Raw genomic sequence first — 18,238 nt, 5'->3', positions numbered from 1 at the left:
GCATGTCATAAAAATAGACATTCGTAGAGGTGGCCGATGCGTGATTTTGCTGACCGGGTTGAGCCTTTGGCGCAACTGCTTGCCCCTCAGGATCTGGATTATCTGACCGCCTTGAATCCAGGCGATCTGAGTGACGGGCCCATACCGGCGTTGCAAGCGGCCTGGCAAGCCTGTCAGGCGGGCATTTCGTCGCCTCCTGAGCAGGTGAGGGCGCTGATCTGGGCCTCTTGGCAACGCAGTCTGGCAAGCGGTATCGACCCGCATGACAGTGCCTATCGGTTTGTCAGTTCACAGATGTTGGCGGCCACTTTGCACGAGCACCGTGAATTGATTCACACCGCGGCTCAGGTGATGCAGGGGTTGTTGGCGTACAACCCGCGGGGGCATATCAACCTTACCGATTCCCATGGCACCACCCTGCATTTCTGTGGCCTGGACATCACGCCGATCGGGAGCCGTTTGCTGGAGTCGGTGCAGGGCACCAATTGCACGGGCCTGGCTTTGCGTGAAGATCGTCTGGTATACGTGCTGGCCGAAGAAAACTTCGCCAGTGGTCTACGTGCGCGGCGCATGCATTGCGCGGCAGCGCCGATTCGCGACAGTGAAGGCCGCACCCGGGCTATTTTGACCCTTACTGCCGAGCCGGGCTGGTTTCATTTACACACCCTGGGCACGGTGCAGGCGGCCGCCGAAGCTGTTTCACGGCAGATGGCCTTGCAAGCACTGCTCAGTGAACAGCGCGCCGTGCTGGAAGTGCTCAACGAGGGGCTGGTGGTGCTTGATTCACAAGGCCGGATCAAGACGTTGAACCGCTATGCGCGGCAATTGTTCAACGCAGATGAAACCTCGCTCGGCGCGCCGCTGCGCCAGTTGGCCCACAGTGAACCCGCTCAGGAGGTGCTGCTGCGTGACGGTGACGGCTTGCGCGACCTCGATTGCAGTTTCCAGTTGGCCGATGGCAGCGCCCTGGCCTGCCTGGTGTCGGTCTGCCCGTTGGCCCAAGGCGGCTGGATTCTATCGTTGCGCGAGAACCTGCGCATTCGTGAGATCACCCGCCGCGTGATTGGTGCCCGTGCCAAGTATACCTTCGACAACATACAGGGCCGGTCGCGGGCGCTACAGGACGCCCTGCGCCTTGCACGGATTGCCAGTCGCAGCGACTCCACCACCTTGATTATCGGCGAAAGCGGTACAGGCAAAGAGCTGTTCGCCCAGGCTATCCACAATGCCAGTGCCCGTAGCGGCGGTCCTTTCGTGGCAGTGAACTGCGGCGCAATTCCCCGTGAACTGGTGCAGAGTGAGTTGTTCGGGCATGTCGAAGGTGCCTTTACCGGCGCCACACGGGGCGGTTCTGCGGGCAAATTCGAGCTGGCCGACGGCGGCACGATCTTTCTCGATGAAATCGGCGACATGGCCTTTGATGCCCAGGTCAGCTTGCTGCGGGTGTTGCAAGAAGGCGAGGTGACGCGGGTCGGGGCCAAGAAATCCCAACGTGTGGATGTGCGTATTATCGCTGCCACGCATCGAAACCTTAGCCAGGCGGTGGCGCAGGGAGCGTTCCGGGAAGACCTTTACTACCGGCTCGACGTGCTAAATCTGAGCGTGCCGCCGTTACGACTGCGCCGTGATGATATTGCTCTGCTGGCCCGGCATTTTCTGGTCAGGGTGGCGCGGTCACTGCGCAAGGATGTCCGCGACCTCTCGGCAGATACCTTGCGTCTGCTGGAAGCTTATGGCTGGCCGGGGAATGTGCGCGAACTGGAAAATACCCTGGAGCGGGCCACCAACCTGGCGACCACGACGCAGATCGAGGTCGAAGATTTGCCGATCGAACTGCAGCAAGGCCCTGCCATTGGGGGTGGTCGCGTCGAAGCCCGTCCTGCTGCCAGAAGCGCCGGGTCGCTGGACCTACAGAGCCGGCAGGCCGCAGCGATCATCGAGGTGCTACAGGCTACGGGCGGTAACATGCGATTGGCAGCGCAGCAACTGGGGGTATCACGGGGCGGGTTGTATAACAAAATGCATCGGCTGGGGCTTGAAGTGGACAGCTTTAGAGTCTGAACTCGCGACCGGCCAGGTCCGGGTGTTCAACGGGGGCTACGCGGTTTGCGCGAGGTGGCAGGTTTGCGCCGCACCGCTGTTGTACCTTCAGCCTGGGCGGGGCGCGACACGTTGCTGCTCTTGCGTTTGGTGGTGCCTTTGCCGCTGCCTTTGCGCGATTTCTTCCACGGCGCGGCGCCAGCCGGCGCGGGCATGCCTTGCAGGTTCAGGCGCAGGCCCTGGTAACGCTCGACCTGCTTGCTCATCCAGGCGGCCTGCTTGGCGACGAATTCTTCCAGGCTCATTTCGCCGTTCTGGACCATGTCGAGAGCCTGCTCCCAGATTGCCGTGGTGCCGGGGTCGGCGATGGCCCTTGGCACATTGTCGATCAGGCTGAAGGCCGGTGGCGTGGCCGACAGCGCCTTGCCGTTCTTGCTCAGGTAACCGCGGTCGAGCAGGCCCTGAATGATTCCGGCGCGGGTTGCTTCGGTGCCAATGCCGGTGGTTTCCTTGAGCTTTTGTTTGAGCAGCGGGTCTTCCACCAGGCGGGCGACGTTTTTCATCGCCTTGATCAGATCGCCCTCGGTGTAGGGCTTGGGCGGCTGGGTCCACAGGTCCTTGAGCTGCACGGCGGTGACCGGGCAGACACAGCCTTTGTGCAACGCCGGCAAGGCCTGGGGCGGCGCGGCCTCGCGACCTTTGGCCGGGGTCAGGGCTTCGGGCAGGGCGCGTTTCCAGCCGGCCTCGATGATGCACTTGCCGACCGCGCGCAGCGCATGGCCGGCACAATCGAAGTCGGCCTGGGTGCGGTCGTATTCGTGGTTGGGCAGGAACTGCGCCAGGTAACGGGCACGGATCAGGCTGTACACCGCCCGTGGCTTGCCACTGAGGCGCTCAAAGGCGCGGGTGGCAGCGGTGGGAATGATGCCGTGGTGAGCACTGACTTTTGCATCATTCCAGGCCCGTGAGCGGCGTGCCGGGTCCAGATGGCCGCGCAAGGCCTGCAGCGACGGGTCGGCAGCCGTCAGGGCGGCAATGATCCCGGCGGCCTCGCCATGCTGACTGTTGGGCAGGTAGCCGCAGTCGCTGCGCGGGTAGGTGATCAGCTTGTGGGTTTCATACAGCGACTGGGCGATGTCCAGGGTTTCCTGGGCGCCGAGACCGAGTTTTTTTGAGCAGATCTCCTGCAAGGTGCCGAGGTCGAACGGCAGCGGGGCCGCCTCGCGGATACGCTCGGTGCGCACACTGATGGCGGTCGCCTGGCCAGACTGCTGCATGTCTCGCGCGGCCTGTTGCGCCAACGGCTGGTTCAGGCAGCGGTCCTGCTCGTCGCAGGCATCGGCCGGGGCGCGCCACTGGGCGGTAAAATCCTGGCCGGCGTGGCGCAGACCGACCTCAATCGCCCAATAAGGCACCGGCACGAAGTCGGCGATGCTGCGGTCACGGTCGACGACAAGGCGCAGGGTAGGGGTCTGGACCCGACCGACGGGCAATACGCCCTGGTAGCCCGATTGCCGACCGAGCAAAGTAAACAGCCGGCTCATGTTCATGCCGATCAACCAGTCGGCGCGCGAGCGGCCCAGTGCCGAGTGGTAAAGACTGAACGTGGCAGCACCGGGCTTGAGCGCTGCAAGCGCCTTGCGGATTGAGGCATCATCGAGTGCCGACAGCCATAAGCGCTGAATCGGCCCGCGATAACGACAGTGTTCGACCAGCTCACGGGCGATCATCTCGCCTTCACGGTCGGCGTCGGTGGCGATCACCAGCTCACGGGCTTCGCTCAGCAAGCGCTTGACGGCCTTGTACTGGCTGGCTGTCTTGGGTTTAACCTGCATTTTCCAGGTGCCGGGGACAATCGGCAGGTCTTGCAGAGCCCAGCGTTTGTAGCGGGCGTCGTAGGCGTCGGGCGGGGCGGTTTCCAGCAGATGGCCGATACACCAGGTGACTGTGGCATTGGGACCGACCAGACAGCCTTCGCCACGTCGGGTGGCGCCGAGCACGGCGGCGATATCCTTGGCTTGAGAGGGCTTTTCGCAGAGAAACAGGCGCATGGCCGGGGCAGTCTTGTGATCGGTCGAGCTCGACAGAATGCGTCAGGCGCGAGGGCAGATCAAGTTTTATCTGTATGAACGTACAGTAAAGGCCGCTGAGCGGCCTTACTGGAGCTGCAAGCTTCAAGCTATAAGCCGCAAGTGAGTCAGGCTCAAATCAGCTTGCCGCTTGCAGCTTATGACTTGCCGCTTAGAGAACGCTGATAGGGTAGTCAACGATCAGGCGGAACTCGGACAGGTCACCTTCACCCTGGTCGCTGTTGGCGCGGTGGAAGGCCTGGCGGATACGAAACGACAGATCCTTGGCCGGGCCGGTCTGGACCACGTACTTGGCTTCGATATCGGTTTCGTTGTGCTTGCCGTCGTCACCGTACAAACCCGCGTAAGCGCTGTCGGCCGAGACCTTGCTGCCATCGACGTCATAGCCGCGCACATGCCGCGCCATGAAGCTCAGGCCGGGCACGCCGTAAGTCGCCATGTCGAGGTTGTAGCGAATGCCAAAGGATTTCTCGTTCGGGCCGTTGAAGTCCGACCACTGGATCGAGTTGGCGAGGAAGATCGAGTCGCCACCTTCGCCGTTACCGTTATTGCCGACGGCCAGATAGTCGAACGGCGTGTCGCCATGGACTTTCTGGGCGCTCAGGGTGATCGAATGGGCGCTCAGGAACGCATAGGTCGCCGACAGCGATGCGGTGGTGTTGTTGATCGAGCCGGCTTTGGCCTGGCCCTCATCCAGGGTGCGGTACAGGTTGGCGTCGAAGGTCAGCGACTGGTCACCGGACAACGCCAGCACATAGTTGGTGTTGGCGTAGTACTGGTTCCATACATCTTCGAACTGCGCACCGTACAGGCTGGCGGTCCAGTTCGGCGTGAGCTGGTAGACCGCGCCGGCGAAGGTGGCTTTGCGCGCCGTGACATTGGCGTACAACGCGTAGATGTCGTGGTCTTGGTTGGTGGTCACGTTACTGTTGGTGCTGGTGTAACGGCCGGCTTCCAGATCCAGCCCTTCGATTTCGCTGCTTTTGAGTTCGAACCCGGTGGCGGTCTGTGGCAGCAGGCGGGTGCCGCCCACAGCGAACACCGGCGCGGTGGGTTGCATATTGCCGTAGCGCAACTGGGTCTTGGACAGGCGCAGTTTTACGGCGGCACCGGCGCTACCAAAACTGTCTTCAGCCTTGCCGTTGCGGTCCAGTGGCAGGTTGCCGGTGCCGCTGTCTCCTTCCTGGGCATCGAGCTTGAGGGCGAAGTGGCCGAAGGCATCGATACCCACGCCAATGGTGCCCTCGGTGAAACCGGAGCTGTAGTTGCCGATGAACCCCTGGGTCCAGTCGCGGTTGTCGGTGGCGCCATCCTGACGGTCACGGTTGAAGTACTGGTTACGAGCCAGTACCGAGAGGCTGCTGCCTTCGACGAATCCTTTGGCCTCGGCCTGGTCTTCGATTGTTTCTGCGTGAGCCAGCTGGCTCGCGGCGGCCGAAACAGCCAGTGCGATGGCGCTCCATTGTTTTGCATTCATCGAATCATTCCCCTGATTGGTAGGGCCCGGCGTGTCCATTGATGGCATGTTGATCAGTCATCGGTGGCGGGCATTTACGGCAGGTGGGCATTGCCCAGCTAAGGATCGCGGGCGCGATAGTAGATGAGGGTGCATGCGCTACGTGGGCGATGCATTATCTCGCGCCAGGCTTTTATATCACGCTATTTCAATGGCTTAAGACGAAGCAGTGACAGGCCTGGTTACAATTTTTTAACTTTGTCGGGGTCTTGCCGGCTTGTAGCGTGCCGCACAAATGGCGTTTTGCTGCTATTGCTCATCCTTGGGCAGCCGCCAAGCCATGGGCAGAATCATTGCCAGCGTGTCGTGCGCGGGTTTGTCACCGCTTGCTACCATGGCGGCACATAGGATTAGGGGAGCCTCATGCGAAAGGTCTTGTGCATTGAAGACGACCACGACACCGCTCAGGAAATCGCCTCGGAATTACGCCGTGTCGGCTTTGTCGTCGAGTGCGCCGATGACGGCCTGCGGGGCCTGGAACTGGCGCTTGCTGGCGGGTTTGACGCGATCACTCTTGACCGTATGCTGCCGGGGCTCGATGGCCTGCAGGTGATTACCCGGTTACGGGCCGCCGGCGTGCAGACTCCGGTCTTGATGATCAGCGCCCTGACCGATGTCGACGACCGGATTCGCGGCCTGCGGGCCGGGGGTGATGACTATCTGGTCAAACCGTTCGTTTCCGAAGAAATGGCGACCCGTATCCATGTGCTGCTGCGCCGGCACATCGATCCACTGGAGCGCGAAACCCTGTTGCAGGTCGCTGACCTCAGTCTCGATCTGCTGAGCCGTGAACTGATATGTGGCGAGCAGCGTATTAACCTGTCGCCCATCGAGTTCAAGCTGCTGGAGTTTCTGATGCGCAACGCCGGCTCCGTGGTCACCCGTGCATTGATTTTCGAAACGGTATGGGGCTACCACTTCGATCCGGGCACCAAACTGATCGACGTGCACCTCACCCGGCTACGCCGCAAGCTGGATGCCGTGGGCTGTCAGGTGGTGGTAAACGCCTTGCGCGGCTCGGGGTTTGTGCTGGTCGACACCGGAGTCAATTGACGTGCGGATCCGCTTGTTGCGTACCACGGCATTCCGGCTGACCGTCACCTATGCGATCGCCTTGTCGCTGGGAGCCTTGTTGCTCAATGGTCTGATCTATTGGCAGGTGGCCAGCTACATGTCGCGCCAGGGCGACCAGACCATCCTTGGTGAAATGCGCCAACTGTCGTACCTCCCGGTCGAGTCCCTGCCTGACGAAATCACCCGCTTGCAAGAGGGCGACCTGCGCGGGGTCGTGACCTATGGCTTGTTCAGCCCACAGAGGCAACATGTGCATGGCACGATGCAGACGCCGCCACAAGAGCTTGTACTGGACGGCAAACCGCATGACTGGGACGATTCGGGGTTTGCTGACGGAGCCAAGTTCGTGGCCCGGCAATTGCCAAATGGCCAGATTCTGGTGGTCGGTTTCGAGGCCAAGACCTTGGCAAGCCTGCGTAACATCCTGTTGCGCTATCTGGGCTGGAGCGCCTGCCTGATCCTGATCGCCGGGCTGCTGTTTGCCGTACTGCTGGGCTTGGGCCCACTGCGCAGGATGCGCAAGGTCCAGGCTGCCAGCCGCAGAATCGCCGAGGGCGATTTTACCCAACGGCTGCCCATCAGCCGGCGCGGCGATGAGCTGGACATGCTCTCGTCACTGGTCAACCGGATGGTGGGTGAGGTCGGGCGCTTGCTCGATGAGGTCAAGAGCCTCGAAGACAACGCGGCACATGACTTGCGCACACCGCTGAACAAGCTTCGGGCGCAGTTGCATCGCGCCTTGATCGAATACGACCAGGCGCCCGCAGAGGTGCTTAAAGTGCGTCTGGAGAAATCCCTGGACGCCGCCGATGTGTTGCTTGGCCGGTTTCGGGCATTGCAACGTATCGCGGAAATCGACGCACGTTCGCGCCGCGCAGGCATGACCACCCTGATGGTGGGACCGTTACTGGCGCAATTGTTTGAAGACTATCAGCCAGTGGCTGAAGAGGCGGGCATTGAGCTGCAGTTGAATGTCGAGCAGGTTCCGCCGTTGCTGGCGGATCGCGAGCTGCTGGCCGAAGCCCTGATGAACGTGCTGGACAACGCGTTGAAGTTCACCCCTGCGGGCGGGCAGATTCGTCTGAATCTGCTGCGCAGTGAGCAGGGCACACGAATAGAGGTTGAAGACAATGGTCCGGGTATCACCCCGGACCAGCATCAGGCTGTTTTGCAACGCTTTGCCCGTGGCCGGCAGGAGCCCAGAGCCAGTGGCAGCGGGCTGGGGCTGGCCATCGTTGCTGCCGTGGCCAGAACCCATGGCTATCAGTTGCTGCTGGAAGACGCGCAGCCGGGGCTGCGCGTGGTGTTGCAGAGTCGCTGAGGCGGTCAGATCAGGTTCAGCGGGTAGTCGAGAATCAGCCGTACTTCATTGACGTTCTTCTCTCCCTGATCGAGGTTGGCGCGATGGAAGGCCTGGCGCAGGCGTACTGACAGGTCTTTTGCTGCGCCACTCTGGACGATATAGCGGGTTTCGAAGTTGGTTTCGTGATGGCGACCGTTTTCTCCGTACAGGCCAGCGTAGGCGCTGTTATACGGGGTCTTGCTGCCATCAATGCCAGTTCCGCGCATGTGCCGGGTCGTGAAGCTCAGGCCCGGTACACCCAACGGTGCCATGTCCAGTTTATACGTGAGCCCCCACGAGCGTTCGTTCGGGCCGTTGAAGTCCGAGAACTGTGCGGCGTTGGCCAGGTTGATCGAGCTGCCGCCTTCACCCGAGCGGTTATTGCCCGTGCCGATCAGATCAAACGGCGTGTTGCCGTGAATTTTCTGATAAGACAATGTCAGCGCATGGGCACTATTGAATGAATAAGTGCCGGCCATCGACCAGGCGGTGTTATTGATGGCTCCAGCCTTGGCGTGGCCCTGATCCAGCGTGCGATACAGGTTGGCATCGAACTCCAGCTTATCTGAGCCACTGAGCCCGAGCACATAGTTGTTATTGAAGTAGTACTGGTTCCAGACATCATCCAGACGGGCACCATACAAGGTGCTGCTCCACTCCGGGCTGAGTTGCCAGGTGGCACCGGCAAATGTGGCACTGCCCGATCTGACCCCGGCGTTATTGGCGTGGATGGTATGTCGGCCGTTGGTGGTCACGCCGCTATTGGTCGCGGTGTAATGTCCGAAGTCGAGGTCAAGGTTATCCAGGTCACTGCTTTGCAGGCTGAAGCCGGTAGCGGTTTGTGGCAGCAGGCGAGAGTGGCTGGTGGCAAATACCGGAGCCTCGGTTTGCATGTTGCCGTAACGCAGTTGGGTCTGGCCGGCACGCATCTTGATACTTGCGCCTGCGCTGGCGGAGCTGCGGTCCGGGTGGCCGTGGCGGTCGACCGGCAGGTTGCCGGTGCCGGCGTAGCGGCTCTGGCCGTCGAGCTTCAGGCCCAGTTGGCCCCAGGCGTCGACCCCCACACCGACCGTGCCCTGAGTAAAGCCCGAGTTGTAATGGGCGATTGCGCCCTGACTCCAGTCGCGGTTATCGCGCTCGCCTTGTTTGGCATCACGGTTGAAGTAATAGTTGCGCAGGTGCACATTGAGGCTGCTGTCTTCGAGCAAGCCCTTGGCCTGTGCCTGGTCATCCACCAGTGCGCCCATTGCGCTCTGGCTCAGGGCAGCCGAGACCGCCAAAGCAATATAGCTCAGGTATTTTATTTGCATTGTGTAACTCCTTGAATCCATCAAATCTGTCGTCGTGTCAAACCGTGGAGGTTGTAACGCTGACGAGCAGTCATTGAGCGCTGATGTAAATCAGTCTGGTTTATTGAGTCGCCAAACAGCCAAATATTATTCAGGGATCAGTGGTTGGCGACGCAGACAGTTATATCACGCAGTTTTGATGGTTGAAGTTAGTTGTCCGGGGCGTGTTGTTTCGATGAGTGATGCGATGTTTGAAGTTATTTCGGTGTTCTGAGAGGGGGTGTTATTTGTTCTGAATTGTTTGTAGTCCAATTCCTTTATTAAGTTTTTGTCATGGTTCTGCAAGCATTCATGTTGTAGCGAATCTGCAAAACAAAGCGGCAGCCGGTCAATAAGAGCCGGCTGCCGCCATTGTTACAACTTATTGGTTTATATATCAGCCTGGCAGGCCGATCTCTACCTGGCTGCCATTTATTCGTACCGGCCAGACATCCAGCCGCTGCTCGGGGTACTCCAGGCAACTGCCGTCTTGCAGGCGAAAGTGCTGCTTATACAGCGGCGAGGCAATGACCAGGTCGTCGCCCAGTTTGCCAAGCAGGCCACGGCCGATCACGTTGGCCCCGGATTTCGGGTCGCGGTTGCCCACGGCGTACAATGGCTGTTCATTGCCAGGCAAATAGAACAGCGCCACTTGGCAATCATTGATCCAGGCCACTACGCCAGAGTTGGCGACCAGGTCCTGATGCTGGCAGAGGTTATGCCAGTGCAAGGTCGCCGTGGCTTGGGGGCGTTCGGCAAATGCCACGTTGGTTTGGCTCATTACACCACCTCCTTGAACAGGGGAATCAGCTTGAGTTCATCGGCTCGCGCCGGGCGGCGCTGTTCACGTTCACGCACGAAATGCACATCCGGGTCGCTGCGCTTGTCGTTGACGAAGGTACGGAAACGCTTGAGTTTTTCCGGGTCCTTCAGGGCATTGGCCCACTCGCATTCGTACCGGTCGACGACCAGTTGCATCTGCGATTCCAGCTCGGCCGCCAGGCCCAGGCTGTCATCGATGATCACCGCCTTGAGATAATCCAGGCCGCCTTCGAGCGATTCGCGCCATACCGAGGTGCGTTGCAGCTTGTCGGCGGTGCGTATGTAGAGCATCAGGAAGCGGTCGATATAACGGATCAGGGTCTCGTCATCCAGATCGGTGGCGAACAGTTCGGCATGCCGTGGACGCATCCCGCCGTTGCCGGAGACATACAGGTTCCAGCCGTTCTCGGTGGCGATGATCCCGACGTCCTTGCTCTGCGCCTCGGCGCATTCACGGGTGCAGCCCGACACCGCAAACTTGAGCTTGTGCGGTGAGCGCAGGCCCTTGTAACGATCCTCGATGCGCAACGCCATGGCCACGCTGTCCTGCACGCCGTAGCGGCACCAAGTGCTACCCACGCAGGATTTCACCGTGCGGGTCGACTTGCCGTAGGCATGCCCGGTCTCGAAACCGGCCTCAATCAGTTCGCCCCAGATCTCTGGCAATTCGTGCAACTGCGCACCAAACAGGTCGATCCGCTGACCACCGGTGATCTTGGTGTACAGGTCATATTTTTTGGCCACCGCGCCGATGGCGATCAGGCCGTCCGGGGTGATTTCGCCACCGGGAATACGCGGCACCACCGAGTAGGTGCCGTTCTTCTGCATGTTGGCCATAAAGGTGTCGTTGGTGTCCTGCAGCGGAATCAGCAGCGGGTCGGTGATCGGCCGGTTCCAGCATGACGCCAGGATCGAGCCGACTGCCGGCTTGCAGATGTCGCAGCCGTGTTCACCCTTGCCATGGCGATGCAGCAGTTCTTCGAAACTCTCGATGTTCTCCACCCGCACGATCGAGTACAGCTCCTGGCGGGTATAGGCGAAATGCTCGCACAGGCTCTTGTCGACACTGACACCGCGGGCAATCAGCTCATGCTCGAAGACCTGCTTGAGCAAGGCCGCACAGCCGCCGCAGCCGGTAGCGGCCTTGGTGCAGGCCTTGATGCCGGCCAGGTCAGTGCAGCCTTCGTCGATGGCCGCGCAGATCGAGCCCTTGCTGACGTTGTGGCAGGAACAGATGGTCGCGGTGGCGGGCAGCGCATCGGCACCGAGCGCCGGCGCGCCTTCACTGTGCGGCAGGATCAGGCTGGCCGGGTCTTCAGGCAGGGCGATGCCGTTCTGTGCATATTGCAGCAGGGTGTCGTAGTAGCTGTTGTCGCCGACCAGTACCGCACCGAGCACGTGCTTGCGGTCGGCGGACACCACCAGCCGACGATAGCTGGCGGTGGCTTCATCGATATAGCGGTAGCTCACTGCCCCGGCCAGTGCGCCATGGGCGTCGCCGATCGAGCCGACGTCCACGCCCAGCAATTTGAGCTTGGTCGACATATCGGCGCCGAAGAACGACTCGGCATCCTGCTCGCACAACTGCGCGGCGACGCTGCGGGCCATTTGATAACCCGGCGCAACCAGACCGAACACGCTGCCGTTCCAAGAGGCACATTCACCGATGGCGAAGATATCGGCATCGCTGGTGCGGCAATGTTCGTCGATCGCTACGCCGCCACGCGGGCCCAGGTCCAGTTCGCATTGGCGGGCCAGGGCATCCTGCGGGCGGATACCGGCGGAGAACACAATCAGGTCGGTTTCCAGAAACTCGTCGCCTGCAAAGTTCATCCGGTAGCGGTATTGGTTGCCGGCGCTGATTGATTGGGTGGCGCGTGACAGATGCACACCAACGCCCAGCGCTTCGATGCGCGCCTTGAGCGCCGCGCCACCGAGCTCGTCAAGCTGCACCGGCATCAGGCGTGGCGCGAATTCCACCACGTGGGCTTCCAGACCCAGGGATTTGAGGGCGTTGGCAGCTTCCAGACCGAGCAGGCCGCCGCCGACCACCACGCCGCGCCGCGCCTGATTGGCGGCGGCGCGAATGGTGTCCAGGTCGTCCAGGGTGCGGTACACCAGTTTCGAGTGACCGCTGGCGCCTTCGATCGGCGGTACAAATGGATAAGAGCCGGTGGCCAGTACCAGTTTGTCGTAAGCGAAACTGCCCTGGGCGGTGATCACCTCACGGCGCACGCGGTCAATTTCCAGCACCGGGACACCGAGGTGTAAGGTGAGGCCGGGTTGCTCGTAGAGGGCAGCGTCGCTCATCGCCAGCGATTCGGCATCGCGGCCGCTGAAGTATTCGGACAGATGCACGCGGTCATAGGCGCGCTGCTGCTCCTCACCGAAGACATGGATGCGATAGCGCTCAAGGGCACCGCCCGCAATCAACTGCTCGACGCAATGATGACCGACCATGCCGTTACCGACGACGATCAGGGTTTGTACATCGTTGTGAGGCAAGACTGTGGTGTTCATAGCAAATCCCGGCCTAGGCCAATCAGGTTTCGTGAAGCAAAAAAAAAGCGCCCGGAACCGTGAGGTTCCAGGCGCCTTTGCCTGTTCTGGTTATGAGGTGCTACCCAGGCGACGTTGCCGGATGTACCTTTAAGCCCGTTGATCTGCGTCGACTGCAAGGGGCTGCCCGACCTGCGTGGGTGGGCTTGCCAGAGTTAATGCAGGGCTTGTGCCAGATTGCCGAAAGCTCCGTGGCATGCGGGGATTTCGGGTTTTTCAGGCTGCGCGTTGGCTTAATGGTGCATTCAAATGGTGCGGGTTGTTCCAGGTTGGAGCAGTCGGGCGGCGTAGCCAGCCCCGATCGACTACCATGCGACTTTGCCCAATCAGACGAGCACCATGTCAGCACTGGCCATCCCGATCACCGCTGCCGCCCACGCCGATATCCCTGCCACCCTTGCATTCGTCATGCGGGCCAGAGCGCAGATCTTCCCGATGCTCGACCCGGCCGCCATGCCCGCCGACCTGGCCGGGTTCGAACAGGTTTATATTGATGGCCCGGACGGTCATTTTCTGATCGCTCGTGCGGATGAGCAGATCGTCGCTGCTATCGGCTACCTGCCTTACGATCACCGCTTTGCGCAACTGGACTATCAAGGGCGTCGGACCGTGGAGATTGTCCGCCTGTTCGTCGAGCCGGCGTTTCGCAGCGCTGGTTTGGCGGGCCGGTTGTTTCGGGCGCTGAGCGAGCATGCGCAGCAGCAGGGCGTCGAGGTGCTGTACCTGCATACCCATCCGTTCCTGGCTGGCGCCATTGCTTTCTGGGAAAAGCACGGTTTCACCATCACCGATGTGGAAGACGATCCGCTCTGGCACACCACCCATATGGAGAAAGCGCTGGATGAACGCCCCTGACCTCGACCTGCAACGCTGGCAGTCGCTCTGGCGGCGGCTGGGCGTGCAGCCGCCGCAGGACGCTTTCGAGCACTTGCAGCGGTTGTACGCCGGGCCCGCCCGGCATTACCACAGCGCCGCGCATATCGACGCCATGCTGCAAACCTTCGACACGCTGCGCGATCATGCCCAGGCCCCGGAACTGCTGGAGCTTGCCATCTGGTACCACGACGCAATCTACGACCCGGCCCGCCAGGATAACGAAACCCGCAGCGCCGAGCTGGCGAGCGAAGTGCTACAGGCTAACGGGCTGGGCGCACAGGTGCAGGCCGTACACGCGCTGATCATGGCCACCGACCATCGTCAGCCTGCAACCAGCGCCGACCAGCGCCTGCTGGTGGATATCGATTTGTCGATTCTTGCTGCGACACCCAGCGAGTACAGCGCCTACGCAAAAGCTGTGCGCCTTGAATACGGTTGCTTTCCCGATGCGCTGTATGTGCCGGGGAGGGTGGCGGTGTTGAAGAAGTTTCTGCAGCGGCCAGTGATTTTCACCAGCCCCGCAGGACAGGCCCGCTGGGAAGCGCGGGCCAGAGAAAACATCCAGGCCGAGATCGACGGCTTACAGGAGCAATGCTGATCAGTTCAGGGTGACGCGGGCCCGGTTGGCCCTTACCCGGTTATGGCCTGAAATAAGGTGGGAACGAGCTTGCTCGTGAAAGGGCCAGGCCAGACAAAACATGTCCAGCGCCTGACCCTTAGCCTTCATCGGAGTGCCGCCCACACTAAGGTCGTTACCGACATTTCATCAATGCGGCGCCTGGGGTGGGCGCTTGGCGGTCTTGAGCAGCTCTTCGGGGCTGATGTGGCCAACGATGCCGGCCTTTTTGCTGCCAGGCTGTGGCAGGTCGAGGATGTGGCTCTTCATCTTGCCGATGATGTGCATCTCGCACGGTTTGCAGTCGAACTTCAGGGTCAGTACTTCGTCACCCTGAATCAGTTGCATCGGCGCGACCTTGGTGCGTACGCCAGTGACGCCTTTGGCCTGTTTCGGGCACAGGTTGAACGAGAAGCGCAGGCAGTGCTTGGTGATCATCACCGGCACTTCACCGGGTTCTTCGTGCGCCTCGTAGGCGGCGTCGATCAATTTCACGCCGTGGCGGTGATAGAAGTCGCGGGCCTTCTGGTTGTAAACGTTGGCCAGAAATGACAGGTGCGACTCCGGGTAGACCGGCGGCGGGTTGGTCTCGGCCTTGCGTGCGCCACGCGGATGGGCAGCCACACGGGCGGCATCCAGCGCTTCGATGGCTTCGCGGCGCAGCGCCTTGAGTTGCGAGTTGGGGATGAAGAACGCTTGCGGCGCGTCGAGCTTCACATCCTGGGCGTGATAGATCGTGGTGCCCAGTTGGGTCAGCAGGTCGCGCAACTGATCCAGTGCCTGTTCCGGTTTATTGGCTGCACCGAACGGGCCGTCGAGGCTGACCGCGACCTGCACGCCTTCTTCGCTGGTGGCTTCCAGGCTCAGGCGCTGTTCGCGCAGCACGGCATTCCAGCGGATCCCGATGCGCCGCTCGGCCGAGGTCTTGAGCAGTGCTTGCTGCCAGTTATGGTCGAGGTTGCGGCTCAGCGGGTGATTAGGGCGCAGGCGCGACAGCGCGGCTGGCATCTCGTTGGGCTCGACCCGGTAGCGCCAGCGCTTCTCGCCGTCTTCTTCGAACTCGCCTTTGAGCTCGGCGATGTTGGCACGGAACCCCACCACTTCACGTTTGACCAGCACGTTCAGACCATCACCGTTGGACAGTGGCTCGTGAGTCACGGCGATCAGGTCGCGCTTGTTGACCTTCTCCACGTTACCTACCAACAGACCGGTGAAGGTCGGCGAGTCAAAGGCGCCGATGTCGATCTTGCGCTCGGTGACGAAGTAGTCGGTGCTGCCGCGGTGGAAGGTCTTGTCCGGGTCCGGTACGAAGAAATGCGCGGTGTGGCCGCTGGAGGCGCGGGCCAGGTCGGGGCGTTCTGTGAGGATCGCGTCGAGCATCTGGCGGTAATGAGCGGTGATGTTCTTCACATAGCTCACGTCCTTGTAACGGCCTTCGATCTTGAACGAGCGCACACCGGCTTCGACCAGCGCGCGCAGGTTGGCGCTCTGGTTATTGTCTTTCATCGACAGCAAGTGTTTGTCGAAGGCCACCACGCGGCCCTGATCGTCTTTGAGGGTGTAGGGCAGGCGGCAGGCCTGGGAGCAGTCCCCACGGTTGGCGCTGCGGCCGTTCTGCGCCTGGGAAATGTTGCACTGCCCGGAGAACGCCACGCACAGCGCGCCATGGATAAAGAACTCGATGGATGCGTCAGTGTTGTCGGCAATTTCGCGGATCTGCCCCAGATCCAGCTCACGAGCCAGCACCAGTTGCGAGAAACCGGCCTGATCGAGAAACTTCGCCCGCTCCAGGGTGCGGATGTCGGTCTGGGTGCTGGCGTGCAGCTCGATGGGCGGGATGTCCAGCTCCATCACGCCCAGGTCCTGGACGATCAGCGCATCGACACCGGCATCGTATAACTGGTGGATCAGCTTGCGCGCCGGTTCCAGCTCATCGTCATGCAAGATGGTGTTGAGGGTGGTGAAGATCCGCGCGTGGTAGCGGCGGGCAAACTTCACCAGCTCGGCAATCTCGCTGACCTCGTTGCAGGCGTTGTGCCGTGCGCCGAAGCTCGGCCCGCCAATGTAGACGGCATCGGCGCCGTGCAGGATGGCTTCGCGGGCGATGCTCACATCGCGGGCGGGGCTGAGCAGTTCCAGGTGGTGCTTGGGTAAAGACATGACGGGTGGAGTCCGGCGCAGGGCAAAACGCGCATTGTAGTGGCACGCAGGCCGGACTGCACCCTTTGCCGGTCGGATAGCTGCCGGATCGCAGCCAATGGCGTCTTTATGCGAGTGGTTATCATTATTGGGGTGTCGGTTACCGCCTGTAGATAGGCAGCGCCGCATTGCTGCGGCCTGTTGGTTGTTGTTGGGGGTGGGCAGTGGTCAAACGTGGTGCCGATTCGGTGGTGCAGCCGGCGGGTCTGGCGCCGCCGGTCTGGGCTCAGGTCTGGTTCAGGTGTTGCTCTCGGTGAATTTCTCGAAATACAGATGGCCGTTGTCCAGGGCGTTCTCGTCTAGCCAGGTCTTGACTGACTCAACCATCGGCGGTGGGCCGCACAGGTACATGTCGAACGCTGACTCGCGCAGTGCAGCAGCGTCGAAGTGCTCGGCCAGATAACCGCGCCGGCCCGGCCAGGCCTCGCCGGCCTCGCTGAGCACAGGAATGAAACTGAAGCCTGGAATGCGCTCGGCATACGCCTCGATGCGCGCCAGTTCACACAGATCAGCCTGCTGACGCACGCCGTAATACAGCGTTACCGGCTGGCCGCAGCCGCCACGCTCAGCGAGTTGGTCGAGCATGCCGAGAAGCGCCGACAGCCCGGTGCCACCGGCCACCATCACCAGCGGGCGTTCGATCTGGCGCAGGTAAAACGTACCCAGCGGCGCTTCAAAGTGAATCTCGTCGCCGACCTGGCAGCGTTCGCGGATGTAATTGCTCATCACCCCGTCAGGCAGCAGACGAATCAGAAATTGCAAGCGGTTGTTCGCGTTGGGCTGGCTGGCGAATGAGTACGAGCGCCAGGCCTGGCTGCCGGGAATCTGCAGACGGGCGTACTGACCGGGCAGGAAGTCCAGGGTTCGGCCGTCCATGTCGGCGTCCAGATGCAGGATCGCGGTGCTGGGTGAGACCTGCTCGACGTGGCTCACCACCGCGCGTTCCTGCACCTGCTTTGCGGCGCTGCACAAACTGGAGTCGAAGTCGAAGTAAAACGACGCATCGGACTGCACGCGGGTCTGGCAGGTCAGTACCTTGCGTTGTTCCAGGTCGCGGGCTGACAGCGCTTCTTCATCGACATAATCAAGGCTGTACTGGCCGGATTCGCAGCGGCCCATGCAGGTCGCGCACACGCCTTCGCGGCAATCGAGCGGGATATTGATACCGTTGCGCAGTGCGGCATCGAGCAGGATTTCATTGCCCTGCACCGGGAAAAACAGGGTTTTGCCATCGGCAAAACTGAACGCGACTTTGTGGCTCATGATTCGGGCATCCGCGTCATCAGAGATGGTAGAAATCGAGCACCGAGTTAATGGTGTCGTTGAGCAGCACCACGTGTTTGCGGGTGATCTGGAAGCTGTCGGCCACAGGTTTCAGGTGATAGGTGGCGTGGCCGAAAAACTGCTCACTCTGGCCCAGGCGGTGATACAGGGTGTGCCAGTTGAGCCTGACCTGCAGTTGCCCGCCGGGCTGCTCGGCGATCCGGATATTGCTGATGTTGTGCAAGGTGCGCGGCATCGGCACGGTCGATGCGGCCTTGCCGGTACGGATACGAAACACCCGGTCTTCCAGGCCCGAACGGTTGGCGTAGTAGATCAGTGACATGGCCTTTTTCGGGTCGCTGGTATAGCTGTGTTCGGACTCCCACTGCGGCAGGTGGAATTCGCTGTCTTCACTGAACAGCGCCAGGTAGGCGTCCCAGTCCTGAGCGTCGCACAGCTCGGATTTACGGAAGAAAAACTGCTCGATCTGGTAATGCAATTGCGGATTCATGT

13 protein-coding genes are annotated in these 18,238 nt (G+C 61.1%); 5 read left to right on the top strand and 8 right to left on the bottom strand.

The annotated features are described in order from the left end of the window. The first annotated feature begins 36 nt into the window (after positions 1–36). On the top strand, positions 37–2,061 hold the full coding sequence (locus PSCI_RS25805; RefSeq protein WP_045492465.1) for a sigma-54 interaction domain-containing protein: 2,025 nt from the start codon (positions 37–39) through the stop codon (positions 2,059–2,061). A gap of 26 nt (positions 2,062–2,087) precedes the next feature. On the opposite strand, the gene PSCI_RS25800 is transcribed toward PSCI_RS25805, so the two are convergent. After that, positions 2,088–4,091: a DNA topoisomerase III gene (locus PSCI_RS25800; protein ID WP_045492462.1), complete on the bottom strand. Its 2,004-nt coding sequence runs from the start codon at positions 4,089–4,091 to the stop codon at positions 2,088–2,090. 190 nt (positions 4,092–4,281) lie between these two features. Then, positions 4,282–5,607: an OprD family porin gene (locus PSCI_RS25795; protein WP_045492459.1), complete on the bottom strand. Its 1,326-nt coding sequence runs from the start codon at positions 5,605–5,607 to the stop codon at positions 4,282–4,284. 402 nt (positions 5,608–6,009) lie between these two features. On the opposite strand from PSCI_RS25795, the gene PSCI_RS25790 reads away from it, so the two are divergent. Next, positions 6,010–6,699: a response regulator transcription factor gene (locus PSCI_RS25790; protein WP_045492457.1), complete on the top strand. Its 690-nt coding sequence runs from the start codon at positions 6,010–6,012 to the stop codon at positions 6,697–6,699. Position 6,700: 1 nt separating this feature from the next. Further along, positions 6,701–8,041, top strand: a complete 1,341-nt coding sequence (locus PSCI_RS25785) for a sensor histidine kinase (RefSeq protein WP_052483537.1) — start codon at positions 6,701–6,703, stop codon at positions 8,039–8,041. A 5-nt stretch (positions 8,042–8,046) separates the two neighbouring features. Here the strand turns inward: PSCI_RS25785 and PSCI_RS25780 are convergent, their stop codons facing one another. From PSCI_RS25780 to nirB, 3 genes are all read right to left on the bottom strand, one after another. Beyond that, entirely contained in the window at positions 8,047–9,372 is a 1,326-nt protein-coding gene (locus PSCI_RS25780; protein ID WP_045492454.1) for an OprD family porin, read from the bottom strand. Positions 9,373–9,787: 415 nt separating this feature from the next. Next, the gene (gene nirD / locus PSCI_RS25775) at positions 9,788–10,171 is read right to left on the bottom strand and encodes a nitrite reductase small subunit NirD (RefSeq protein ID WP_045492451.1); all 384 of its coding nucleotides are present in this window, start codon (positions 10,169–10,171) and stop codon (positions 9,788–9,790) included. Further along, positions 10,171–12,732, bottom strand: coding sequence for a nitrite reductase large subunit NirB (gene nirB, locus PSCI_RS25770; protein ID WP_045492448.1), 2,562 nt, complete (start codon positions 12,730–12,732; stop codon positions 10,171–10,173). Before nirB ends, nirD begins: the two co-directional genes overlap by 1 nt. 387 nt (positions 12,733–13,119) lie before the next feature. Here nirB and PSCI_RS25765 point away from each other — a divergent pair, with 387 nt between their 5' ends. Together PSCI_RS25765 and PSCI_RS25760 are read left to right on the top strand one after the other, a co-directional pair. Continuing rightward, complete coding sequence (locus tag PSCI_RS25765; RefSeq protein WP_045494992.1) at positions 13,120–13,626, top strand: GNAT family N-acetyltransferase; 507 nt, start codon at positions 13,120–13,122, stop codon at positions 13,624–13,626. After that, complete coding sequence (locus PSCI_RS25760; RefSeq protein WP_045492445.1) at positions 13,613–14,245, top strand: HD domain-containing protein; 633 nt, start codon at positions 13,613–13,615, stop codon at positions 14,243–14,245. The genes PSCI_RS25765 and PSCI_RS25760 overlap by 14 nt, the downstream gene beginning before the upstream one ends. A 168-nt stretch (positions 14,246–14,413) precedes the next feature. Here the strand turns inward: PSCI_RS25760 and PSCI_RS25755 are convergent, their stop codons facing one another. The 3 genes from PSCI_RS25755 to antB form a co-directional block, all read right to left on the bottom strand. Then, complete coding sequence (locus PSCI_RS25755) at positions 14,414–16,423, bottom strand: peptidase U32 family protein (protein ID WP_045492442.1); 2,010 nt, start codon at positions 16,421–16,423, stop codon at positions 14,414–14,416. Positions 16,424–16,699: 276 nt separating this feature from the next. Further along, a complete protein-coding gene (antC, locus tag PSCI_RS25750) occupies positions 16,700–17,725 on the bottom strand; it encodes an anthranilate 1,2-dioxygenase electron transfer component AntC (protein WP_045492439.1) in 1,026 nt (341 codons plus the stop codon). 19 nt (positions 17,726–17,744) lie between these two features. Further along, positions 17,745–18,236: an anthranilate 1,2-dioxygenase small subunit gene (gene antB / locus PSCI_RS25745; protein WP_045492437.1), complete on the bottom strand. Its 492-nt coding sequence runs from the start codon at positions 18,234–18,236 to the stop codon at positions 17,745–17,747. Between the last annotated feature and the right edge of the window lie 2 nt (positions 18,237–18,238).

Origin of the sequence: Pseudomonas sp. StFLB209, from assembly GCF_000829415.1 — a bacterium.
Lineage (GTDB): Bacteria > Pseudomonadota > Gammaproteobacteria > Pseudomonadales > Pseudomonadaceae > Aquipseudomonas.
This window is presented reverse-complemented; position numbering and strand designations above follow the sequence as displayed.

Excerpts from the sequence above, each read along its gene's own strand:
- PSCI_RS25805 (WP_045492465.1), top strand. The coding sequence starts at position 37 with ATGCGTGATTTTGCTGACCGGGTTGAGCCTTTGGCGCAACTGCTTGCC.
- PSCI_RS25800 (WP_045492462.1), bottom strand. The coding sequence starts at position 4,091 with ATGCGCCTGTTTCTCTGCGAAAAGCCCTCTCAAGCCAAGGATATCGCC.
- PSCI_RS25795 (WP_045492459.1), bottom strand. The coding sequence starts at position 5,607 with ATGAATGCAAAACAATGGAGCGCCATCGCACTGGCTGTTTCGGCCGCC.
- PSCI_RS25790 (WP_045492457.1), top strand. The coding sequence starts at position 6,010 with ATGCGAAAGGTCTTGTGCATTGAAGACGACCACGACACCGCTCAGGAA.
- PSCI_RS25780 (WP_045492454.1), bottom strand. The coding sequence starts at position 9,372 with ATGCAAATAAAATACCTGAGCTATATTGCTTTGGCGGTCTCGGCTGCC.
- nirD (WP_045492451.1), bottom strand. The coding sequence starts at position 10,171 with ATGAGCCAAACCAACGTGGCATTTGCCGAACGCCCCCAAGCCACGGCG.
- nirB (WP_045492448.1), bottom strand. The coding sequence starts at position 12,732 with ATGAACACCACAGTCTTGCCTCACAACGATGTACAAACCCTGATCGTC.
- PSCI_RS25760 (WP_045492445.1), top strand. The coding sequence starts at position 13,613 with ATGAACGCCCCTGACCTCGACCTGCAACGCTGGCAGTCGCTCTGGCGG.
- PSCI_RS25755 (WP_045492442.1), bottom strand. The coding sequence starts at position 16,423 with ATGTCTTTACCCAAGCACCACCTGGAACTGCTCAGCCCCGCCCGCGAT.
- antC (WP_045492439.1), bottom strand. The coding sequence starts at position 17,725 with ATGAGCCACAAAGTCGCGTTCAGTTTTGCCGATGGCAAAACCCTGTTT.
- antB (WP_045492437.1), bottom strand. The coding sequence starts at position 18,236 with ATGAATCCGCAATTGCATTACCAGATCGAGCAGTTTTTCTTCCGTAAA.